At 72.9% G+C, this 21,407-nt stretch carries 17 protein-coding genes, 1 tRNA gene and 1 pseudogene; 7 read left to right on the top strand and 12 right to left on the bottom strand.

The window, feature by feature from the left end; genetic code table 11:
- Window positions 1-12 precede the first annotated feature (12 nt).
- On the bottom strand, window positions 13-249 hold the full coding sequence (locus SPI96_RS02370; protein WP_321080768.1) for an RNA-binding S4 domain-containing protein: 237 nt from the start codon (window positions 247-249) through the stop codon (window positions 13-15).
- Window positions 250-322: 73 nt separating this feature from the next.
- Between SPI96_RS02370 and SPI96_RS02365 the strand changes: the two genes are divergently transcribed.
- The 3 genes from SPI96_RS02365 to SPI96_RS02355 are packed head-to-tail and all read left to right on the top strand — an operon-like array spanning window position 323 to window position 3,404.
- Window positions 323-1,708: a glycine--tRNA ligase gene (locus SPI96_RS02365; protein WP_321080767.1), complete on the top strand. Its 1,386-nt coding sequence runs from the start codon at window positions 323-325 to the stop codon at window positions 1,706-1,708.
- The gene (locus tag SPI96_RS02360; RefSeq protein WP_321080766.1) at window positions 1,705-2,775 is read left to right on the top strand and encodes a GNAT family N-acetyltransferase; all 1,071 of its coding nucleotides are present in this window, start codon (window positions 1,705-1,707) and stop codon (window positions 2,773-2,775) included. The genes SPI96_RS02365 and SPI96_RS02360 overlap by 4 nt, the downstream gene beginning before the upstream one ends.
- Window positions 2,772-3,404 (top strand): cation transporter, encoded by a 633-nt coding sequence (locus tag SPI96_RS02355; protein WP_321080765.1) that lies wholly within the window; start codon window positions 2,772-2,774, stop codon window positions 3,402-3,404. Before SPI96_RS02360 ends, SPI96_RS02355 begins: the two co-directional genes overlap by 4 nt.
- 43 nt (window positions 3,405-3,447) lie before the next feature.
- On the opposite strand, the gene SPI96_RS02350 is transcribed toward SPI96_RS02355, so the two are convergent.
- Both SPI96_RS02350 and SPI96_RS02345 read right to left on the bottom strand, forming a co-directional pair.
- The gene (locus tag SPI96_RS02350) at window positions 3,448-3,795 is read right to left on the bottom strand and encodes a hypothetical protein (protein ID WP_321080764.1); all 348 of its coding nucleotides are present in this window, start codon (window positions 3,793-3,795) and stop codon (window positions 3,448-3,450) included.
- 318 nt (window positions 3,796-4,113) lie between these two features.
- Entirely contained in the window at window positions 4,114-5,826 is a 1,713-nt protein-coding gene (locus SPI96_RS02345) for a thiamine pyrophosphate-binding protein (RefSeq protein WP_321080763.1), read from the bottom strand.
- A gap of 317 nt (window positions 5,827-6,143) precedes the next feature.
- Here SPI96_RS02345 and dusB point away from each other — a divergent pair, with 317 nt between their 5' ends.
- The gene (gene dusB / locus SPI96_RS02340) at window positions 6,144-7,451 is read left to right on the top strand and encodes a tRNA dihydrouridine synthase DusB (protein WP_321080762.1); all 1,308 of its coding nucleotides are present in this window, start codon (window positions 6,144-6,146) and stop codon (window positions 7,449-7,451) included.
- A 67-nt stretch (window positions 7,452-7,518) separates the two neighbouring features.
- The gene (locus tag SPI96_RS02335) at window positions 7,519-8,841 is read left to right on the top strand and encodes a deoxyguanosinetriphosphate triphosphohydrolase (protein WP_321080775.1); all 1,323 of its coding nucleotides are present in this window, start codon (window positions 7,519-7,521) and stop codon (window positions 8,839-8,841) included.
- Between the two features lie 215 nt (window positions 8,842-9,056).
- Here SPI96_RS02335 and SPI96_RS02330 read toward each other — a convergent pair whose 3' ends face one another.
- The 5 genes from SPI96_RS02330 to SPI96_RS02310 all read right to left on the bottom strand — a co-directional run bounded on the left by SPI96_RS02330 (window position 9,057) and on the right by SPI96_RS02310 (window position 15,409).
- Entirely contained in the window at window positions 9,057-9,932 is an 876-nt protein-coding gene (locus SPI96_RS02330; protein WP_321080761.1) for an NAD-dependent deacylase, read from the bottom strand.
- An 89-nt stretch (window positions 9,933-10,021) separates the two neighbouring features.
- Complete coding sequence (locus SPI96_RS02325) at window positions 10,022-11,512, bottom strand: anthranilate synthase component I family protein (RefSeq protein WP_321080760.1); 1,491 nt, start codon at window positions 11,510-11,512, stop codon at window positions 10,022-10,024.
- Between the two features lie 71 nt (window positions 11,513-11,583).
- A complete protein-coding gene (locus SPI96_RS02320; RefSeq protein WP_321080759.1) occupies window positions 11,584-12,690 on the bottom strand; it encodes an ABC transporter ATP-binding protein in 1,107 nt (368 codons plus the stop codon).
- A 5-nt stretch (window positions 12,691-12,695) separates the two neighbouring features.
- Window positions 12,696-14,261, bottom strand: coding sequence for an ABC transporter permease (locus SPI96_RS02315; protein WP_414601894.1), 1,566 nt, complete (start codon window positions 14,259-14,261; stop codon window positions 12,696-12,698).
- A 68-nt stretch (window positions 14,262-14,329) separates the two neighbouring features.
- On the bottom strand, window positions 14,330-15,409 hold the full coding sequence (locus SPI96_RS02310; protein WP_321080757.1) for an iron ABC transporter substrate-binding protein: 1,080 nt from the start codon (window positions 15,407-15,409) through the stop codon (window positions 14,330-14,332).
- A gap of 193 nt (window positions 15,410-15,602) precedes the next feature.
- Here SPI96_RS02310 and dnaG point away from each other — a divergent pair, with 193 nt between their 5' ends.
- Complete coding sequence (gene dnaG / locus SPI96_RS02305) at window positions 15,603-17,465, top strand: DNA primase (protein WP_321080756.1); 1,863 nt, start codon at window positions 15,603-15,605, stop codon at window positions 17,463-17,465.
- A gap of 30 nt (window positions 17,466-17,495) precedes the next feature.
- Here the strand turns inward: dnaG and SPI96_RS02300 are convergent, their stop codons facing one another.
- The gene (locus SPI96_RS02300) at window positions 17,496-18,251 is read right to left on the bottom strand and encodes a PepSY domain-containing protein (RefSeq protein ID WP_321080755.1); all 756 of its coding nucleotides are present in this window, start codon (window positions 18,249-18,251) and stop codon (window positions 17,496-17,498) included.
- Window positions 18,252-18,479: 228 nt separating this feature from the next.
- On the opposite strand from SPI96_RS02300, the gene SPI96_RS02295 reads away from it, so the two are divergent.
- Window positions 18,480-18,555: transfer RNA gene (locus SPI96_RS02295), tRNA-Asn, on the top strand.
- Between the two features lie 282 nt (window positions 18,556-18,837).
- Here SPI96_RS02295 and SPI96_RS02290 read toward each other — a convergent pair.
- The 3 genes and pseudogenes from SPI96_RS02290 to budA form a co-directional block, all read right to left on the bottom strand.
- Window positions 18,838-20,074: pseudogene (locus tag SPI96_RS02290) on the bottom strand (MFS transporter).
- A 37-nt stretch (window positions 20,075-20,111) separates the two neighbouring features.
- On the bottom strand, window positions 20,112-20,462 hold the full coding sequence (locus SPI96_RS02285; RefSeq protein ID WP_321080753.1) for a metalloregulator ArsR/SmtB family transcription factor: 351 nt from the start codon (window positions 20,460-20,462) through the stop codon (window positions 20,112-20,114).
- A gap of 159 nt (window positions 20,463-20,621) precedes the next feature.
- A complete protein-coding gene (gene budA / locus SPI96_RS02280; protein ID WP_321080752.1) occupies window positions 20,622-21,347 on the bottom strand; it encodes an acetolactate decarboxylase in 726 nt (241 codons plus the stop codon).
- Window positions 21,348-21,407 lie beyond the last annotated feature (60 nt).

Genomic DNA, 21,407 nt, shown 5'->3' with positions numbered 1-21,407 from the left:
CCCGGGCCGGGCTCAGCCCTGCCCGGCCTCCACCACGATCGCCTCACCGTTGAACTCGACGACGTCACCGTCCCGGAGCTGACGGCCTCGGCGGGTCTCCACCTCGCCGTTCACCTCCACCAGCCCCTCCTGGACGACGTCCCGGGCCATCGCCCCGTCCTCCACGAGGGCGGCGAGCTTGAGGGCCTGGCCCAGGCGGATGGACTCGTCGCGGATGGGCAGGGGCTGGGGGGCGGAGATCTCGCTCATGGTGTCCATTGTGGCCGGTACCCTGGGACGGACTGCCCTCCCGCCCCGTCGATGTATACGGATGTGATGCCCCATGGCTGCCAAGTCCCCGCTGGACAACGTGATCAACCTGGCCAAGCGCCGCGGTTTCGTCTTCCAGGCCGGTGAGATCTACGGCGGCTCCCGCTCAGCATGGGACTACGGGCCCCTCGGCGTGGAGCTGAAGGAGAACATCAAGGCGGAGTGGTGGAAGACCTTCGTGCGCTCCCGCGAGGACATGGTCGGTCTGGACTCCTCGATCATCCTGCCCCGTGAGGTGTGGAAGGCCTCCGGCCACGTGGACACCTTCACGGACCCGCTCGTGGAGTCCCTGCACACCCACAAGCGCTACCGCGCGGACCACCTGATCGAGGCGTACGTGGCCAAGCACGGCCACGAGCCGGCCAATGGCCTGGCAGACATCCGGGACCCGGAGACCGGCCAGGAGGGTGCCTGGACCGAGCCGCAGATGTTCTCCGGGCTGATGAAGACCTACCTCGGCCCCGTGGACAACGAGGAGGGCCTGCACTACATGCGCCCGGAGACGGCGCAGGGCATCTTCGTGAACTTCCTCAACGTGGTGGGCGCCGCCCGCAAGAAGCCGCCGTTCGGCATCGGGCAGGTGGGCAAGGCGTTCCGCAACGAGATCACCCCTGGCAACTTCATCTTCCGCACCCGCGAGTTCGAGCAGATGGAGATCGAGTACTTCGTTCCGCCGGCGGAGGCGCAGGAGCACTTCGACCGCTGGGTGGAGGACTGCTGGAACTGGTTCATCGACCTCGGCATCGACCCGGCCCACCTGCGTCGGTTCGACGTGCCCGCCGAGGAGCGCGCCCACTACTCGGACGGCACCATCGACCTCGAGTACAAGTTCGGCTTCGCCGGCGGCGACGGCTGGGGCGAGCTGATGGGTGTGGCGAACCGCACGGACTTCGACCTCACGAGCCACACGAACGCCTCCGGTACCAAGCTGCAGTACTTCGACCAGGCCAACAACGAGCACTACACCCCGTACGTGATCGAGCCCTCCTTCGGCCTGACCCGCTCCATGATGGCCTTCCTCGTGGACGCCTACGCCGAGGACGAGGCCCCCAACGCCAAGGGTGGCACGGACGTGCGCACCGTGCTCAAGCTGGACCCGCGCCTGGCCCCGGTCAAGGCTGCGGTGTTGCCGCTGTCCAAGAAGCCCGAGCTGGCCCCCGCCGCCCGAGGCCTGGCTGCGGAGCTGCGCGGGCTGTGGAACGTGGAGTACGACGACTCCGGTGCGATCGGCCGCCGCTACCGCCGCCAGGACGAGATCGGCACCCCGTTCTGCATCACCGTGGACTTCGACACCCTCGAGGACCAGGCCGTCACCGTGCGCGAGCGGGACACCATGTCCCAGGAGCGCGTGGCGCTGTCCCAGGTGAAGGCCTACCTCGTGGAGCGCCTGGTCAAGTGAGCGGGGACGTGACGCAGTCCGCGCTGGCCCAGGACGACGCCGGCCCCCTCCCCGAGGGTGTCACCGTGCGCCCCTGGCGGGACGGGGACGACCTCGCTCTGCTCCAGGTGTGGGGAGACCCGGCGGACGTCCAGCAGCACCAGGACCGTGCCCTGCTCGGCCCCGATGCGGACACCCCGTGGCGCCGCTGCCTCGTGGCCGAGGAGAACGGCGTGCCCGTGGCGGCCGGCGTCGTGGCGGCCCAGCCGCTGCACCCACGCAGGCTGTGGGCGTATGTGGAGGTCGCCCCGGCCGAACGCCGCCGCGGCATCGGAGCCGGCCTGCTGGGCCGGCTCCGGGCCCTGGCCGCCGAGGCCCACGCAGCCGGCACGGTGCCCACCACCGAGCTGCGCACCCGCTTCGCTGTGGCCTCCCGCCTCGAGGTCGGAGCGGACGGGGAGCCCCGGGAGCCGGACGAGCAGGCTGCCGCAGCCCACGCCGCCCAGGTGGCCGGGACCGAGGCCGCCTGCGTGGCCGCCGGATTCACGCCCGTGCAGCGCTCGCGCCGGGTGGCCGTGGTGCCCGGGGCGGTTGCCCTGCCCGCCCTGCGGGACGAGGACCACCCCGACGCCCCCGTGCTCGAGGAGATCGCCACCGGCTCCGTGGAGCTCACCCGCGCCGTGGCCGAGTTCTACGACGCCGTCCACTCCTGGGACCCCTCCACGATGAGCGTTGGCGCCGCCCAGCGCCTGCTGCTGGCCCCCGAGACCGGTGCCGCTGGGGCCGTGGCCCTGCGCACGGCCCCGCGTGCCGAGGGCGGCCGGGTGCGGGCGTTTGCCGTGTCCTACACGCCCGAACGGCAGGAGGCCCCCACGGACGTCTTCCTCGGCTGGGACCCCGCCCTGCCCGAGGACGAGGCACGCCAGGCCGTCGCCGACCTGCTGGCCATGCTCGTGGCCCAGCACCCGGTGCAGCTCGAGGTGGACGAGGCCATGACGGCCCTCGAACCGATCGTGGACGGTTTGCTGGCCCGGCACGCGGCCCTGACCCTTGTGGACACCCGCATCTGGGTGACGGACCCGCAGTGATCCCCGCCCCCGCAGACCCGCGCCGGGTGCGGGCGCTGCGCGGGACGGTGCTCGCCGTCGCCCTGCTCAACGCCGCCTACATGGTGCTGGAGCTCGTGGTGGCGGTGCGCATCGGCTCGGTGGCGCTCGCGGCGGACTCGGTGGACTTCTTCGAGGACTTCGCCGTCAACCTGCTGATCTTCGTGGCCCTGGGCTGGTCCCTGCGGGCCCGGGCGGTGGCGGGCAGGGCGATGGCCGGGATCATCGTGCTCCCGGCCCTCGCCGCCCTGGTGATGGCCGTGCTGAAGATGGGCGACCCCGAGCCGCCCGCCGCCGGGGCCCTGCTGTGGACCGCGGTCGGTGCCATCGCGGTGAACCTCGTGTGCGTGGGCCTGCTCTCCCGCTTCCGGGCCGACGGCGGCTCCCTCACCCGGGCGGCGTGGCTCGCCGCGCGCAACGACCTGATCGCCGGCGTCGTGTTGATCGCCCTGGCCGGGGCCACCGCCCTGACGGCCTCAGGCTGGGCGGACATCGTCGTGGGGGTGCTGCTGGTGGTGCTCAACGGCTCCGCCGCCAAGGAGGTCTGGGAGGCCGCCACCGAGGAGCACCTGGCCGCCAAGGCCCTGGCCGGGGACTTCGACGACGACTGAGCCGTGCCGCGGCCCTCTGCGATGACGGCGTCGTGAGCGTCGGTCAGTGCCGTGGATGTCCGCCGGGCAGCCGCCCGACGAGGCAGGCGCCCAGCAGGGCGAGGGCGGGGAACAGCCACAGCGCGGCCGGCAGGCCGACCCCTCCTGCGAGCAGCCCGACGCTCGGGTTCAGGGTGAGCCCGGCCAGGCGCATGAGCCAGCTGACGACCGCCAGCCCGGTCTGGTCGGTGAGGCCGGGCACCTCGTCGCCGAGCGCGAAGGCCACGGGCACCACGACGGCGCAGCCCAGTCCCGCGAGCGCCAGCCCGGCGTAGACCACGGGGACGGGCGCGGCGGGGACCAGCACGGCCGCCAGGCCCACGACGACGGCCCCCAGTCCCGCGCGCAGCACACCCTGGCGTCCCAGGGCGCCGATGCGCCGGTCCCCGGTGAGGCGCCCGAGGAACTGGGCGAGCAGCAGAATGCTGGCCCCGAGGGCGGTGGCGGAGGGGCGCAGGCCGCGCTCGGCGTGGAGGTACAGGGCCGTTCAGCCGTTGCCGAACTCCTCCACGGCGAACCCCTCCAGAGCCGCGAGCAGGGCGCCGTTGGTGAAGAACGCGGCGGTCGCCGCCCAGCGGGCGCATACCGCCCGTGCCCGGTCCGGGGGTGTCGGTCACGGACGTGGGCACGGGCGGTGGGCAGGGTGCTGGGCGGAGGCGTGGTCGGGGGCTCAGTCGGTGCCGGACTCGGCGGAGGGAACCTCGATGGGCGGGACCATGTCCGCCGGACGGGGCCGCAGGGCGGGCACGTCCACCTCGATCACGGAGGGGCCGCCCCGCTTGAGGGCCTTCTTCAGGGCCTTGTCGAAGTCCTCGGGGGTGCCCACGAGCTTGTGGCGCAGGCCCACGGACTCCGCGAGGAGCGCGAAGTCCGGGGTGAGCAGGTCCACGGCCCGCTTCGTGACCCCGCGGGCCTTCTGCAGGTTGCGCAGCACGCCGTAGCCGGCGTCGTTGAACACCACGAGCACCACGTCCGGGGTCTCGGCCGCCAGTACCGCCAGCTCACCCTGGTGGACGGCCAGTCCGCCGTCGCCCACGATCGCCAGCACCGGGTCCTTCGGCCGGCCCACGCCGGCGCCGATCGCCATGGCCAGGCCCTGGCCGATGCCGCCGCCGGCGGCGAAGATGTTGTCCCGCGCGTCGTACACGGACAGCAGGCGGTTGCCCCATGAGCTGCCCGGCACGGTCACGTCCCGCACGATCACGGCGCGGCGGGGGAGGCGGTCGCGCATCGCGTCGCAGATCGCCGCGTAGGCACCGATGTCCTTGCGGTGCCCGGCCCGGGCAGCGTCGGCGGCCTCACGTACGCGCTGGTCCCAGCCCTCCTCGGTGGCCGGCTCGCCGAGCTCCTCGAGCAGAGCGGCGACGGCGGAGCGCGCGTCCGCCTGCAGGCCCACCGCGACGGGGAAGTTCAGGCCGATGACCTCGGCGTCGAGGTCGATCTGCACGTGCTTCTCCGGCAGGGGCAGGGTGAAGTTCTGCGTCTCATTGCCCCGTAGGTGCGAGCCGATGGTCAGGAGGCAGTCGGCCTCCTCCCACAGCGCAAGGACAGCCTCGTCTGCCGGGAAGTTTCCGATCAGCAGGCGGTGGTCCTCGGGGACGGTGCCGCGGCCGTTGGTGCCGGTCAGCACCCCCGCGCCCCACGCCTCGGCCAGGGCGAGCACGTCGGCGCCGGCCTGGCGGGCGCCGCCGCCGGCCCAGATGAGGGGGCGGCGGGCCTCACGCAGCAGGGCCGCGGCCCGCTGGATGTCCCGGCGGGCGCCCGTACGCAGGGCCGTGCTGCGCTCCTGCACCGTGTTCTGCTCGTCCGGCTTGGCCAGGTACTGCAGGTCGATCGGCCAGTCCACGCTCACCGGGCCGTTCGGGGCGGACTCGGCCAGGTGGACGGCCTCGGTGCGCACGGCCCGGGCCTGACGGGGGGTCTCCACACGCAGGGCGTGGGCGCTGACGGCCTCGAGCATCTGCAGCTGGCGGGGGACCTCGTGGTAGGCGCCCTTGCCCTCGCCGATGAGGTCCGCGTTGATGTTGCCGGTGATGTGCAGCACCCGGCTGGAGGCCGCCAGGGCCTCGACCATGGCACCGGCCGCGTTGCCCGCTCCGGTTCCCGTGGAGGTCAGGGCGACGCCGATCCGACCCGTGGCCCGGGCGTAGCCGTCCGCCGCGTTCACGGCCGCGGCCTCGTGGCGCACGGGCACGAACCGCAGCTCACGGTCCACGGCCTCCACGAGGGGGAGGTTGTGGATGCTGATGACGCCGAAGGCCACCTCTGCGCCGGCCTCCTTCATCACCTCCACGAGCACGTCGCCGCCGGTGCGAGCATCGCCGGTGAGGCTCTCGGTGGGGATCCGGTGGGCTTCGGTGCTGACAGGGGACGAGGTCGTCATGTGTGGTCCTCTCGTGATCGGGCCCGCCCCTGGTCCGGGGCGCCGGGCGGCCAGCCTATGGGGTGACCTGGGGCGATGTCCCGGGGTGATCGCCCCGACAGTCCCCGCTCCGGACGTCGCACCTCAGGCGCTCCGGGGGCGAAAGTGGCCGGAATTCAGCCCCGATTCCGACCACTTTCGCCCCCGGAGCGTCGAGAGGGGGCTGGCGGGGGCGGTGGGGGGGGAGGAGGGAGGAGAGAGGCTGATGGGGGAGAGGGGACAGCCGAGGTGATGGTGAGGCGGCCCCCCTCTCCCCGGGTGGAAGAATGGTCCGTGACATGACTGCCTCCCACACTCCCGACGGCGCCCCCGCGCCCGCCGCCCCCGCCGCGGACCCGGACGCCGCGCACTACGCGAAGTCCGCCGGCGCCGGCCGTCGCATCGCGGACGACGACCAGCTGCACGAGGGCGGCCACGCCGCGCCCACCTCGGACCGCCTCGCCCTGCCGCCGCTGCGTCTGGGCCCGCTGACCATCGACGTGCCGGTGGTGCTCGCACCCATGGCCGGCATCACGAACACCGCCTTCCGCCGCCTCTGCCGCGAGTACGGCGGCGGCCTCTACATCAACGAGATGGTCACCGCCCGCGCCCTCGTGGAGCGCAAGCCCGAGTCGATGCGCATCATCCAGCACGACCCGGACGAGGTCCCCCGCTCCGTACAGCTGTACTCCGTTGACCCGGTCACCACCGGCGCCGCCGTGCGGATGCTCGTGCAGGAGGACCGTGCCGACCACATCGACCTGAACTTCGGCTGCCCCGTGCCCAAGGTGACCCGCCGCGGCGGCGGCTCGGCCCTGCCGTGGAAGTCGGAGCTGTTCGCCGCCATCGTCAAGGCCGCCGTCACCGAGGCGTCGGCGAAGGACGTCCCGGTCACCGTGAAGATGCGCCGCGGCATCGATGAGGACCACCTCACCTTCCTCGACGCCGGCCGCACCGCCCGGGACCTCGGCGTCGCCGCCGTCACCCTGCACGGGCGCACCACCCGCCAGTTCTACTCCGGCACCGCCGTGTGGGAGGACATCGCCCGGCTGCGCGAGGCCCTGCCGGAGATCCCCGTGCTCGGCAACGGGGACATCTGGTCCGCCGAGGACGCGATCGCCATGGTCGAGCAGACCGGGGTGGACGGCGTCGTGATCGGGCGCGGCTGCCAGGGCCGCCCGTGGCTGTTCGGAGACCTGCAGGCCGCCTTCGAGGGCCGCCCGGACCGCTTCCACCCGGCCCTCGGCATGGTCGCGGACACCCTCTACCGCCACGCCGAGCTGCTTGTGGACACCTTCGAGGGGGACGAGACCAAGGCCCTGCGGGACATCCGCAAGCACGTGGCCTGGTACTTCAAGGGCTACCCGGTGGGATCGGAGGTCCGCACGGGCCTGTCCACCGTGCCGGACCTGGCCACCCTGCGCGAGCTGCTGGACCGCCTGGACCGGGACATCCCCTACCCGGGGGAGGCCGCCGAGGGCCCGCGCGGCCGGGCCGGCGCCCCCAAGCGCCCCCACCTGCCGGACGGGTGGCTGGACTCCCGTGAGCTCAGCGCCGAGCAGCAGGCCATGATCCACGCCGCCGAGCTGGACGTATCCGGTGGCTGAGCCGCACACCCCCGGCACGACGCCGCCGCCGCCCGCCTCCTCCGCGCAGCGCACCTCCCAGCCTGCCCTGTTCGGCCCGGAGGGCCGCCCGCCGTATGCGGGGCGCGCCACCCCGACCCCTGGGTACACCGACTGGGACCGCGAGCGCTGGCTAGCCGAGCCGCCGAAGAACTCCTACCGCTCGGACTTCGAACGGGACCGGGCCCGTGTGCTGCACTCCTCCGCGCTGCGCCGCCTGGGCGCCAAGACGCAGGTGGTCGCCCCGGATGTGGACGACTTCTCCCGCACCCGCCTCACCCACTCTCTCGAGGTCGCCCAGATCGGCCGGGAGCTCGGCCGCTCCCTCGGCTGCGACCCCGACCTTGTGGACACGGCCTGCCTCTCCCACGATCTCGGTCACCCGCCCTTCGGTCACAACGGGGAGACGGCGCTGGACGCCGTCGCGCAGGCCTGCGGCGGCTTCGAGGGCAACGCCCAGACCCTGCGCCTGCTGGCCCGCCTGGAGCAGAAGAAGGCCTTCGACGACGGCACCCCCGCCGGTCTGAACCTCACCCGCGCCGCCCTCGACGCGGCCTGCAAGTATCCGTGGGCTCGTCAGGACGCCCCGCTGCGCCCGGACGGGGTGCGCTCGCGGAAGTTCGGCGTGTATCAGGACGACCTGCCGGTGTTCGTCTGGTTCCGGCAGGGGGTGCCGGCCACACGGAAGTCGATGGAGGCGCAGGTCATGGACCTGGCCGACGACATCTCCTACTCGGTGCACGACGTGGAGGACGGGGTGGTGAACTCCGCCTTTCGGCTGCGGTGGGTCACTGAGCGGGCTGAGCAGCGGGAGCGCGTGGTGGAGACCACGCGGCAGTGGTACCTGCCGGGGGCCGACCCGGCGGAGATCGAGGCGGCCCTAGCGCGGCTGGAGTCGCTGGAGGTGTGGGTCCCGGAGATGGACGGTTCGCGCCGGGCCCTGGCGGCGATGAAGGACATGACCAGTCAGCTGATCGGCCGGTTCTGCTCGGCGGCGTTCGAGGCCACTCGTGAGGTGTTCGGCAATGAGCCGCTCACCCGGCATGGTGCGGATGTGGTGGTGCCGGCGCACACCGAGCATGAGATCGCGGTGATGAAGGGCATCGCTGCGGCGTTCGTGATGACCTCCGAACAGCGCCAGCCGTTGTATGCCCGGCAGCGGGAGCTGCTGATGGAGCTGGTGGAGCTGCTGCGGTCCACGGGGGACCGTTACCTGGAACCGATGTTCGCCGCGGACTGGCGTGAGGCTTGTGATGATGCCGCGCGGGAGCGGGTGGTGATCGACCAGGTGGCCTCGCTGACGGACTCCACGGCGATCGAGTGGCACCGCACCCTGGTGCGTGGGGAGACGTTCACCCGCGCCTGGGTGTGAGGCCAGAATCCGCCCCCGTCTAACATCCAGCGCCCAGCGCTCGGCACCCAGGACCCAGCACCCAGCGCTCCGGGGGGGGAACGGGGCCGCAATTACCCGGAAATACGGGCCCGGTGGCCCCCCGGGCGGGGGGGGCCTCCCGGGGGCCGCCTCCCCCCCTCCCGCCCGCCCCCCCCCCCCCCCGGAGCGGATGAGAGAGGGGCGATGCTGGGCAGTCAGTCGAGCAGTGCGGGCAGCACCGCCCCGGCGGTTCCGCGCAGCACATGCGTCGCCGCAGACGTGAACTCGGTGACGTCCGGGTTCACCTCGACGACGGGCGCCCCGGCTCCCAGCGCCACGAACGGCAGCGTCGCCGCCGGGTGCACCACACCGGAGGTCCCGACCACGAGGCACAGATCGCAGCGCTCGAGGGCCGCGTAGGTGGCCTCCCACTCGCGCTCGGGCAGCATCTCCCCGAACCACACGATCCCCGGGCGCACCCGGCCGACCCCACACACGGTGCACATCGGCGGCTCGATCCGCAGCATCGCCTCCAAGTCGGCCTCGGACCCGGCCGCCGCCGGGGGCGTGCCGACCGGGGCTCCGGGGCCGGCGTCGTCGTGGCCGAGGGCCACCGGATCCACATCCGCCTCCGCGCCGCAGGCGGCGCACCGGAACGCGAACAGGGAACCGTGCAGGTGGGCGAGGACGTCGGCCCCGCCGCGTTCGTGCAGGTCGTCCACGTTCTGGGTCGCCACGGTCAGCTCCGGCACGCGCCGCTGCCACACCCCCACCGCCCGGTGCCCGGCGTTGGGCTCCACGGCGCGCACCATGCGGGCCCGCCACAGGTACCAGGACCACACGAGGGCGGGGTTCGCCAGGAACGACTCCTCCGTGGCGAGCTGCTCGGCCGAGTACTTCTCCCACAGTCCGGTCTGCGCGTCGCGGAAGGTCGGCACACCGGACTCCGCGCTCATGCCCGCGCCGGTGAGGACCACGGGGCGGCGGGCGGTGCGGACAAGGGCCCGGACCTCGTCGAGGGTGCCCGGGTCGAGGGTGCCCGGGCAGAGAGCATCCAGGCCAGGGGCGGCGTCGGGGGCGTCAGCGTCCATGGGCCCACGGTACGGGGTGGGGGTGCGTCCAGGCCCGGGGCCGGCGTCGCCGGGTCCCGACGCCGGCCCTCACCCCGCTGTGCCAGCCCTCACCCCGCCGTGCGGGCCATCGCCGCTCGCACGGAGCGGGCCTTGAGCAGGACCTCGTCGTACTCGGCGTCGGCGTCGGAATCGGCCACGATCGCCCCGCCGGCGCCGATGCTCCACCGGCCCCCGGCCAGCACCGCCGTGCGGATCACGATGTTCAGCTCCACGGCACCGTCCGCCGAGAACATCCCCAGGGCCCCGGAGTACACCCCGCGCGGGGCGGCCTCCCATGCGGTGAGCAGCTCCACGGTGCGCCGCTTCGGGGCCCCGGTCATCGAGCCACCGGGGAACAGGGCCCGCACCACGTCCAGGGGCTCCACACCTTCCCGGGCGGTCCCGGTCACGGTGGAGACGAGCTGGTGGACGCTCGCGTAGGACTCCACCGCCATCAGGGCGGGCACCTGCACGGAGCCGGGCACGCACACGGTGGAGAGGTCGTTGCGCAGCAGGTCCACGATCATCAGGTTCTCGGCGCGCGTCTTGGGGTCCTCGGTGAGCGCCCGGGCGGCGGCGGCGTCCCGCTGGGGGTCGGGTTCGCGGGCGGCGGTGCCCTTGATGGGTTTGGTGCTGTACCGGCCGCCCCTGCCGGAGAGGAAACGTTCGGGGGAGGCCGAGACCACCGCGAGGGGCCCCTCGGGGCCGTGGTGCTCGAACAGCGCAGCGTAGGGGGTCGGGTGGTGTGCGCGCAGGTCCTCGAACAGGGCGAGCGGGTCGATCCGCACGGCCGGGTCCGCCTCGAACCGGGTGGTCAGGCACAGCTCGTAGGACTCGCCGTCGCGCAGGGCACGGTGGCACCGCCGGATCAGCGCGGAGTATGCGGCGTGGTCGTGCCGCCAGCGGCCCTCGACGACGGCGTCCCCCGCCGGCCGCACTCGGCCCGCCTCGGCGCCGTCGCCCGCCTCAGCGTCCCCGACCATTGCGGTGCCCCCGTCCGGCACGGCGGACAGCCCCGCTCGGACGGCCTGCTCCCAGCGGTCGGCGGCGTGCTGCAGCGTGGTCGGGTCCTCACCGACCACGCAGCAGTGCAGCGTGCCGGTGACGTGGTCGAGCACCGCATACCTAGCCGGCCGCACCCACAGGGCGGCGGGCACCTCGCGCCCACCGGGCACCGCCACCCCCAGGCTCGCGACGCCGAGCTCATAGGAGAGGAAGCCGACCCAGCCACCCCTCAGGGGCAGCCCCTCGCCACCGACCACCGTGCGTGGGGCCAGGCGTCGGGTGAGCGTGCCCCACACGGTGGGGTCGGCGGGGTCTTCGAGGCGCAGCACCTCGGGGGCGTCCGCACCGGGCATGGGGCAGGCGTCGCCGAGCACGGACCAGCGGGCACCCTCGTCCTGCTCCCCGGCCGGATCGGTGCGGGCCGAGTCCAGCCAGAACAGGCCGCGGCCGCGCGCGAGAACGCGCGAGGCCAGTGCGGAGCACGCCGACCGCGGGCTGTGGCCGAGGGCGGTCAGGGCGGCCACGTCCAGGGCACGGACGCTCACGTGCAGCACGGGTTCTCCCGGCGTCGCTCCCGGCTCCGCCCTCGCACCCTGGCTGGCTCCCGCCGGCAGGCCCCCGCCGTTCACGCGGACGGCACCACGGCACAGGGGGACTGCACCCGCACTTGCACGGGCCCGGTGCCGGTGCCCCTCACATGGGCGCGCAGCACGGTCCCCTCAGGCAGGGCCACGTCCGCCACGGACTCGTGGCCGCGGTAGTCCACCGACGTCACGACACCGGCCACGCCCACCCTGGACTCGGCCGCACCCGCCCCGGACCCGTTTGTCTGCGTTCCCGCAGCGGCCTCCACAGCGATCGCCTCGGGCCGGACCACCACGAGGTCACCGGGCTGTGCCGCCGCCGCGTGAGGACCGGCCAGGGGCACCGGGCCCAGCACGGTGTGCGCGAGGGGGGTGCCGGCGTCGTCGGCGAGGGCGAGCACCGGCAGGAGAGTGGCCTCGCCCACGAACCCGGCCACCCAGGCATCCGCAGGATGGGTGTACACCTCCTCCGGGGTGCCGAGCTGGCGCAGGCGCCCGTCCTTGAGCACCGCCACCCGGTCTGCCACGGAGAGCGCCTCGGCCTGGTCGTGGGTCACGAGCACCGCGGTGGCACCGTCCTCCTTCAGGGCGGCGCGCACGTCCCGGCGCAGGCCCACGCGCAGGGAGGCGTCGAGAGCGCCGAAGGGCTCATCAAGCAGGATCAGCGGCGGCTTCGGGGCCATGGCCCGGGCCAGGGCCACCCGCTGCTGCTGCCCTCCCGAGAGCTCGTGCGGCATGCGGTCCCCGTAGCCTGCGAGATCCACCAGGGCCAGGCACTCGCGGATCCGGGCCATGCGCCCGGGGCGGCGTCGGCGCAGCCCGAAGCCCACGTTCTCGGCCACGCTCAGGTGCGGGAACAGGGCGCCCTCCTGGGGCACCACGGCCACCTGACGCCGGTGCGCCGGAACATGCACGCGGGGCAGGGCCACCACGGAGTCGGCCAGGCTGATCCGCCCGGCCTCGATCCGCTCGAAGCCGGCCAGGCAGCGCAGGAGGGTGGTCTTGCCGCAGCCGGAGGGCCCGAGCACGGCCAGCAGCTCGCCCGGGGGCAGGTCCATGCTGATGCCCTGCAGCACGGGGTCCTGCCCGTAGGAGGCGGTCAGGTCCGCGACCGAGACGGCCAGGGTGGGGTCAGCTCTGGTGGGCATGCGGGTCATCCTTCCACGGGCACGGCGTCGTCGGCCTCGGCATAGGCGCGGGCGGGGGCCTCACGGTGCGTCCCGGCGACCACCACCCCGGTGCGGTGCACCACCACCCAGGCCGGCACCGCGGCCAGCAGCACGAGGGTGAGCGCGTACGGGGCGGCTTCGGCGTACCGGCCCACCCCGGTGGCACTCCACAGGCGGGTGGCGAGGGTGTCCGTGCCGGTGGGGCGCAGCAGCAGCGTGGCCGGCAGCTCCTTCATGGCGGTCAGCAGCACGAGTGCGGCCCCGGCACCGATGCCCGGCAGCGCCAGCGGCAGCGTCACCCGGCGCACCACCTCGCCAGTGCCGGCGCCGAGGGAGCGGGCGGCCTCCTCGAGGGCGGGGGAGGATTGCGCCACGGCGCCGGCCACGGCCGTCACCCCCATCGGCAGGAACAGCACGGCGTAGGCGAACGCCACCATCCACACGCTCTGGTAGAGCGCCACGGCCACGGAGGTGCCCAGGAACACCAGCGACAGGCCCACCACCACACCGGGCAGCCCGTGGCCCAGGAACGCGGCGCGTTCGGCCAGGCGGGCCACCCGGCCGGGGTGCCGGGCGGCCAGCACGCCCACGGGCAGGGCCAGCAGCATGGTCAGCACCACTCCTGCCAGGGCCAGGGTGAGCGAGCCGGTCACGGCGTCCAGCCAGCGGTCGCCTGCGGCGGACAGCGAGGTGCCTTCGCCCACCCAGCGCACCAGGCTCACCGCCGGCACGCCCAGGGCCGCCACGACGACGGCGCCCGCCGCCGCCGTGCCCGCCCAGCCCCACAGCCCTGCGGGGTGGGGGCGCACCCGGCGGGCGGTGCGGCCGGTGCGCACCCCGTCCGTGCGTCGGCGAATGCGGGACTCGGCGGTGAGCACGAGCACGGTGAGGGCCAGCAGCACGGTGGCCAGGATGAGGGCGAGCTCCCGGTTGAAGCCCACCTCCAGGGCGGTGAAGATCGCCCGGGTGAAGGTGTCCAGGCGCAGAATGGCCACGGCGCCGAAGTCCGAGAGGGCGTAGAGGGCGGCCAGCAGGGCGCCTCCGGCGATGGCCGGGCGCACCTGCGGCAGGGTCACGCGCAGGGCTACGTCCGCCGGTCCGCGGCCGAGGGAGCGGGCCACATCCTCCTGGGCGGTGTCCACCCGGGAGAGGGCGGCGGCCACGGGCAGGTACACGTACGGATAGGTGTAGAGGGTCAGCACGGCCACGGACGGCCAGAACCCCTCGAACCGGTGGGTGGAGCCGCCCGGGAGCAGGTCGGCCACGGACACCCAGGTGAACGCGGCCACATAGGAGGGGACGGCCAGGGGCAGGGCCAGCAGCACGGCGAGCACACCCCGCCCGGGGGCGTCGGTGCGGGTGACGAGCCAGGCCGAGCCCACCCCCACCACCAGGCAGGCCACGGTGACGGCGGCGGTCAGGGCGAGCGACGTCGTCGCCAGCTCTGCCAGGCGGGGGCCGGTGAGCGCGTCGAGCCACCGGTCGGCGCCGGCCTCCACGGCGCGCAGCAGCAGGTAGCCGACGGGGACGAACGCGACCGCCGCGGCCACGAGGGCCGCGACGGTCAGCGCGCGGGGGGCGGGACGGGAGGCTCGCCCGGATCCGGTGGGATGCACGGTCAGAGCAGCCCCGACTCCTGGATCACCGTCACCGTGGACTGCAGGTCGTCCAGGTCGTTGAGGTTCACGTCCGGGGACTGGAGCTCGCTGAGCTCGGGCAGGCCGGCGGGGGCGTCCACGCCGTCCACGAGCGGGTACTCAGAGGTCTCCTCGGCGAAGTACTTCTGGCCCTTCTCGGAGAGCAGGTACTCGATGAGCCGCTTGGCGTCGTCGTCCTCCTGCTCGCCGACCAGGCCGGCACCGGAGACGTTCACGAGGGAGCCGAGGTCGCCGTCGGGGAAGAAGTGCAGGGAGGCCTTCAGGTCCTCCGGGGCCACGCCGCGCTCCTTGGCGAGCTCGTACAGGTAGTAGTGGTTCACCAGGCCCGCGTCGATCTTGCCGGCGTCCACGTCGGCGAGGATCTCCGTGTTCTTCTCACGGATCTGCGGGTCGTTCGCGTCCAGGTCGCTGAGCCAGCTGCGGGCGGCGTCCTCGCCCTTGACCAGGCGCAGGGCGGTCACGAAGGTCTGGAAGGAGGCGTTGGTGGGGGCCACGCCCACGCGGCCGCGCCAGGCGTCGCCGGTGAGGTCGGCGTAGGAGGCCGGCAGCTCGTCGGTGGAGACCTTGTCCTCGTTGTAGGCGAGCACGCGGACGCGTCCGGTGACGCCGACCCAGCGGCCCTCGTCGTCGCGGTAGGCCTCGGGCACGGAGTCGAGGGTGGAGCGGTCCAGCTCGGTGAGCACGCCGGCCTTGGCGGCGGCGCCGAGGGCGCCGGCGTCCTGGGCCAGGAAGAGGTCGGCGGGGGAGCGGTCGCCCTCCTCGATCAGCTGGGCGGCCATGGCGGCGGTCTTGTCGTAGCGGACCTCGACCTTGATGCCGGTGTCCTTGGTGAACTGGTCCAGCAGCGGCTGGACGAGGTTCTCGCTGCGGCCGGAGTAGAGCGTCACGGTGCCGTCGGAGGTCCTGCCGGCCTGGGTGGTGGTCGCATCCGCGGCGGGCGTGGTGGGGGAGGGGTCTGAGGTGCCGCCGGCGCAGGCGGTGAGCCCGAGGGCGAGGGCGGCGACGGTGCCCGTCAGGGCGAGGCGGGGGCTGCGAGGCACGGGGGTCTCCTGGGGTGTCGGACCGCGTGGCGGTCGTCGGCGGTTCAGCGGGTCCTCGATGAGGTGAGGCGACCCTAACTTCAGCACATCAAGCCCGTCCGATGCAATTCCGTCATACCGATGTGACGAAATCGCCTGCCGCGACTGTGGGAAGACCTCCGGGCCCGGCCCCGGCGGGCCTACACTGGCGGGCATGGCCGGACTCATCGTGCGCAAGGACATCGACCTCGTCCGCGAGCGCACGGACCTGAAGGCCGTCGTCGAAGAGTACGTGACGCTGCGCCCGGCCGGCGTTGGCTCCTACAAGGGCCTGTGCCCGTTCCACGACGAGCGCACCCCCTCCTTCCATGTCCGCCCCGGGGTGGGCACCTACCACTGCTTCGGCTGCGGGGCCCACGGGGACGTGATCGGCTTCCTCATGGAGCTCGAGCACACCTCGTTCACCGAGACCGTCGAGCGCCTGGCCGCCGCCGCCGGCGTGGAGCTGCACTACGAGGATGGCGGCACCGGCCCGGACAGGGCGGAGGTGGGGCGCCGGCGTCGCCTGCTCGAGGCGAACAAGGTGGCTGACGAGTACTACCAGGGGCAGCTGGCCACCCCGGAGGCGGCCACGGCCCGGGAGTTCCTCACCGGGCGCGGCTTCACCCGGGACCATGCCGGGCACTTCTGCCTCGGCTACGCCCCGCAGGGGTGGTCGAACCTGCTGGACCACCTGCGAGGCAAGGGCTTCCGGGACGAGGAGCTGCGCGCCACCGGACTGTTCTCCGAGGGCCAGCGAGGGCTCTACGACCGCTTCCGCGGGCGCCTGCTGTGGCCCATCCGGGACATGACCGGGGCCACCATCGGCTTCGGCGCCCGGAAGATCCACGAGGACGACCCCGGCCCCAAGTACCTGAACACCCCGGAGACCCAGCTCTACAAGAAGTCGCAGGTGCTCTACGGCATCGACCTAGCCAAGCGGGAGATCGCCAAGCGGCGCCAGCTCGTGGTGGTGGAGGGGTACACGGACGTGATGGCCGCGCACCTGGCTGGGGTGGGCACGGCGGTGGCCACCTGCGGCACCGCCTTCGGGGCGGACCATGTGAAGGTGGTGCGCCGGCTGATCTCCGACGACGGCACCGGCGGCGAGGTGATCTTCACCTTCGACGGCGACGAGGCCGGGCAGAAGGCCGCGCTCAAGGCGTTCGAGGAGGACCACCGCTTCCTCGCCCAGACGTTCGTGGCCGTGGAGCCCAGCGGCATGGACCCCTCGGACCTGCGTCAGCACAAGGGGGATGAGGCCGTGCGCGCGCTCATCGCCGCCCGCCGGCCGCTGTTCGAGTTCGCGATCCGCTCCGGGCTGCGGGAGTTCGACCTGAACACCGTGGAGGGCCGGGCGGGGGCGCTGCGCCGGGCCGCGCCCATCGTGGCCGGCATCAAGGATCCGATGCTGCGCCCGGGCTACGAGCGGGAGCTGGCCGGCTGGCTCGGCATGGACCCCAACGACGTGCGCCGTGCGGTGGCCAACGCCGGGCGGTCTCTGCCCCGCCGAGGGGTGGAGCCGGCCGGCGAGCAGGCCCCGGCAGCCCCGCGGCCGAGCATCGTGGTGCCCGTGGACCCGCGGGACCCCACGGCCCGGCGCGAGCGCGAGTCCCTCGAGGTGGTGCTGCAGCACCCCACGCTGCTGTCCGCAGAGCAGTGGACGGCCTTCTACCAGGCCCGGTTCACGGTGCCGCAGTACGCGGCCGTGCACCACGGTGTGAAGGTCGCCGGGTCCTCGGGGGCGACCCCGGCCCGGTGGGTGGACGCCATCCGGGACGCGGTCCCGGAGGAGGTGGGCGGCGTCGTCTCGGAACTGGCGGTGCGGGACCTGCCGGCGCGCACCCCCGAGGACGTGGACCGCTACTGCCGGGACATCATGAACCGGCTGTTCGCGCTGCAGATCGTGCACCGCAAGGAGGAGCTGCTCGGTCAGCTCCAGCGGCTCGGCGCCGAGGGGGACCACGAGGAGTTCCTCCGCATCAACGCCGAGCTCATGGAGCTCGAGACCAAGCGGCGGGCGCTGCGGCCGGATTGAATGGCCGGGCTGGGGGCTGGGATACCGGGCTCAGCCCTCGTCGACAGCCAGGATCTCGCCGGTGCGGGCGTCGATGGTCAACTCGGCGCCGCTGGAGCGGTCGGCCCGGTCGAGCTCGACCTCCCAGGTGAGGCGGCCGTCGTCCTCGGAGAGGTCCACCTCGTCCACGCGCTGGTCCTCGCGGCCCAGCAGGGCGGTGCTCACGGCCTGCTCGGCGGTCACCTGGGCGTCCCGGGCCTTGCGGACGTCGTCCTGGTCGGCGTCCCGGTCGGTCTCGGTGACGACGCCGTCCGAGGTGACGTCCAGCTCCTTGACCTGGTCTCCGGTGACGACGTCCACCTCCCAGCGGAGGCCGTCGCCGGAGAGGTCCATCTCCACGATGATGCCGCCGTCGTACTGGGCGAGCACGGTGTCGATCGCGGCGTAGGCCGGGTCGGCGCCGTCGGCGGCCCGAGCGCCGGGAGCCACGGCGGCGGTGGCGGTCGGGGCGGCCGAGCCCGCGGCACTCGAGGCCGCTGCGGTGGTGGAGGCCGCGGAGGTCGAAGCCGCGGAGGACGCGCCGGACTCCGAAGCGGGAGCGGTGGACGCGCTGCCGTCGGCAGAGGGGGAGGAGGTGGCGACGTCGATCGCCGAGCCGGCGGCGGAGGTGGCCTCGGAGGCGGCGGAGGTGGCCACAGAAGCCGCGCTCTGGGCGCTCTGCTCACCCTGGGTGCCGCAGCCGGCGAGCACGGCGGCGGCCAGCAGGGCGGAGCCGGAGAGGGCGAGGGAACGGGTGCGGGAGGTCATGGAGGGTGTGTCCTTTCTGGGTGCGGGCGCAGGCGTCCCCGGAGGGCGCGCTGCCGGGTTCTCCTCCACCAGAACATCCGGACCAGGGGTCTCCGCAAGGGGCCATCTCCTCTGGGATGCCGTCAGGACGGGCGGGGCAGGCGCACCGCCGGTGGCTCGGTTTGAACCACCGCGCAGCAGCTGGTAGTGTTCTCTCCGTTGTCCGGTGGGAGACCACCGGCCCAGCATTCCTCCGTAGCTCAATTGGCAGAGCATTCGACTGTTAATCGAAGGGTTACTGGTTCGAGTCCAGTCGGAGGAGCCACAGTTCGAAGCCCCGGCACCAATACCATCGGTGTCGGGGCTTCGTCATGCCCGCAGTATCCCCGGTCTCACGAGCGTGGCGAGACAGGCAAAGAGTTCCGCTGGATCGAGCGGACCTACCACCACCGGCGCAGACAGCCCGTCTGGGCCGGCCGCCCCCATCGAGGACGAGGGGGCAGGAGCATGGAAGCGATGAGCAGGGGCCACACGCCCACTCACGCGGCGTGGGGATGAACGCCACCTCTGCGCGCATCAGTCCCGGAGCTGTGAAGCGCTCAGCCGCTCAGCCGCTCAGGCGCCCACGGGGCGGCCGTGCCGCACCGCTGCGGCGCCCCACGGAGACTGTCATGCCGAGGCCGAACAGGCCGACTCCCACCAGCACGAGAGCGACGGCGGGCAGATCGACCGCCGCTCCCAGCCCCCCGGCGATCGGGTAGGTGAGCAGGAAGCAGGCGTGCGAGAGGGAGAACTGGGCGGCGAAGAGGGCCGGGGCGGTCCGCTCGTTGCTGTTGCGCCGCAGCAGACGGGAGCTGGGCGTGAGGATGGTGGAGCCTGCGGCGCCGATCAGCATCCAGAGCAGCAGGAGGGCGACCCACTGGGTGGAGCCGGCCGTCCAGGCGATGACGCCGGCGGCGGCCAGCAGGAGGACGGGCAGCGCAGCGGTGCCGGTCAGCATCACCCGGCGGTCGGGCAGTCGGTCGAGCAGTGTCGGCATGCCGAGGGCGACCAGCATCGAACCGAGTCCGTTGGCCCCCAGCAGCACCGCCACGTCGGACTGCGGTCGGCCGAGCTCGCCCTGGACGAGCACGACCGTGTTGACGATCACCATGGCGGTGGCCGTCGCCTCGACGAGGTTCATCCCCATCAGTCCGCGCAGCTCCGGCGTGGTCCAGAAGAGTCGCACGCCGTGCGTGACGCGCTCGTGGAAGGGAGCCTGCTCGGCCGCCTGAACCCTCGGCAGGCTCGTGACGAGCACGAGGGCCGCAGAGCACAGGAATCCGAGCACGGTGCCGACGAAGAGGTCGTGGTAGCCGAGGACGGTCAGCACGGCGGCGGCGAGCATCGGGCTCACAAGAGCCTCGAGGTCGTAGGCGAGGCGAGACAGGGAGAGTGCTCGCGTGTAGTCCTTCTCCTCCGGGAGCACCGAGGGGATGACGGCCTGGAAGGTGGGCGTGAACGTCGCCGACGCCGACTGCAGCAGGAAGATCAAGGCATAGATCTGCCAGGCCTCGGTGACGAAGGGCAGGGACAGTGCCACGCCGGCGCGCAGCAGGTCCGCGACGACGAGCACGGGCTTGCGGGGCAGGCGGGCGACCAGCGCCGTCGCGATGGGGGAGACGGCGACATACGCGATCATCTTGACGGTCATGGCCACACCCATGACGACGCCGGCCTCTCCCCCCGGCGATGTCGAAGGCCAGTAGACCGAGGGCCACGGTGAGCAGTCCTGTTCCCAGGAGGGCGACGATCTGGGCGGTGAAGAGTGTGGCGTAGGTGCGGTGGCGGAGTACGGAGATCATGGCGGGGCCTCGGTGCGTCAGCGGGAGCTGGTGCGGGTCAGTCGCGGACGGGTTCGTGGTGGCGGGGCGGGGTCGATCCGCTGGCCACCGCATGCTCGGCCTGGTGGATCGCCTCCTGCACGAGGGTGAGGGCGTGCTCGTCGATGAGGCGGTAGAGCACGTGAGTGCCCTGCTGGCGGGTGGTGACCATCCGCGCCATGCGCATCTTCGCCAGGTGCTGGGACACGGCCGGGGCCTTGCGCCCGACAGCCCCGGCCAGCGCGTTCACCGAGAGCTCCCCGTGGCGCTGGAGAGTGAGCACGATCCGCATCCGAGTCGGGTCGCTGAGGAGCCGGAGCACCTCGGCCGCGAGCTCAAGGTGCTCATTGAACACTGCATTCCCGTGCATTTCAGTATCTGCGTGCATATGCAGATATTAGTGGGTACTCACGGGCCCGGCCAGGCCTCTCCGGTGCGAGCACGCAGAAGCGCTCAGAGCACAGCAGAACACAGCAACAGGCCCCCGGCTCCGTGGGGAGCCGGGGGCCTGCAGTGGGGACCGGAAGGATCAGTGGTCGGAGTGCTCAGCCTTGTTGAGCTGCTCCATGAGGTCCTCCGGCGTCAGGTTCGCCTGCATGAACTCCTTGGTCACGGGCAGCCGCAGCTGCAGGTCCGTGCCGATGCAGAGCTCGGCCACGCCGCTCTTGAGCTCGTAGTCCACCACGTGCCCGCCCATGGTCCGCTCATCGTCGATGAAGTGGACGTGGCAGCCGGGCACGGAGACCGTCGCCTGGAACTCGGGGGTGCGGAAGCCCGCCAGGACACCCTTGACGTTCTCGAAGCGCAGCACGTCCTCCCCATCGGTGGCCTCCACCAGAGGCGGGTACGGGCGGGTCTGCTTGGCCACAGTGCGGGTGGTCACCCAGTTGAACTCACCGGTGATGCGCACGGCGTACAGGTAGTTCGGGCTGGGCTCCAGCTCGGAGATGATCTGGTTGACGCTCTTGCGCAGCAGATCGCCCTTCAGCTCCGTGCGGAGGGTCGGGACGAAGTTGGTCACCATCGCGTACGGGGTGTTCGCGGACATCGGCGGCTGGCTGATCGAGCCGTCGGAGCGCATCTGGTAGCAGACGCCGTCCAGGACGATCATCTCGCCGTCCAGCGCGTTGAAGGTGCCCAGCCCGAAGGAGCCGTGACCGAGCAGCTCCTGCAGGGTGAGGTCGTCGTCGAAGACACCCGCGGCCAGCGACGCGATCGTGCTGTGCTGGAAGATGCTGTGACGGGGTGTGGTCATGGTGAACCTTTCGTAGAGGCCGGGATGGGAACGGACGGCGCGCCCCGGCGGACCGGGGCG

Origin of the sequence: Micrococcus sp., assembly GCF_034179925.1 — a bacterium.
GTDB lineage: Bacteria > Actinomycetota > Actinomycetes > Actinomycetales > Micrococcaceae > Micrococcus.
This window is presented reverse-complemented; position numbering and strand designations above follow the sequence as displayed.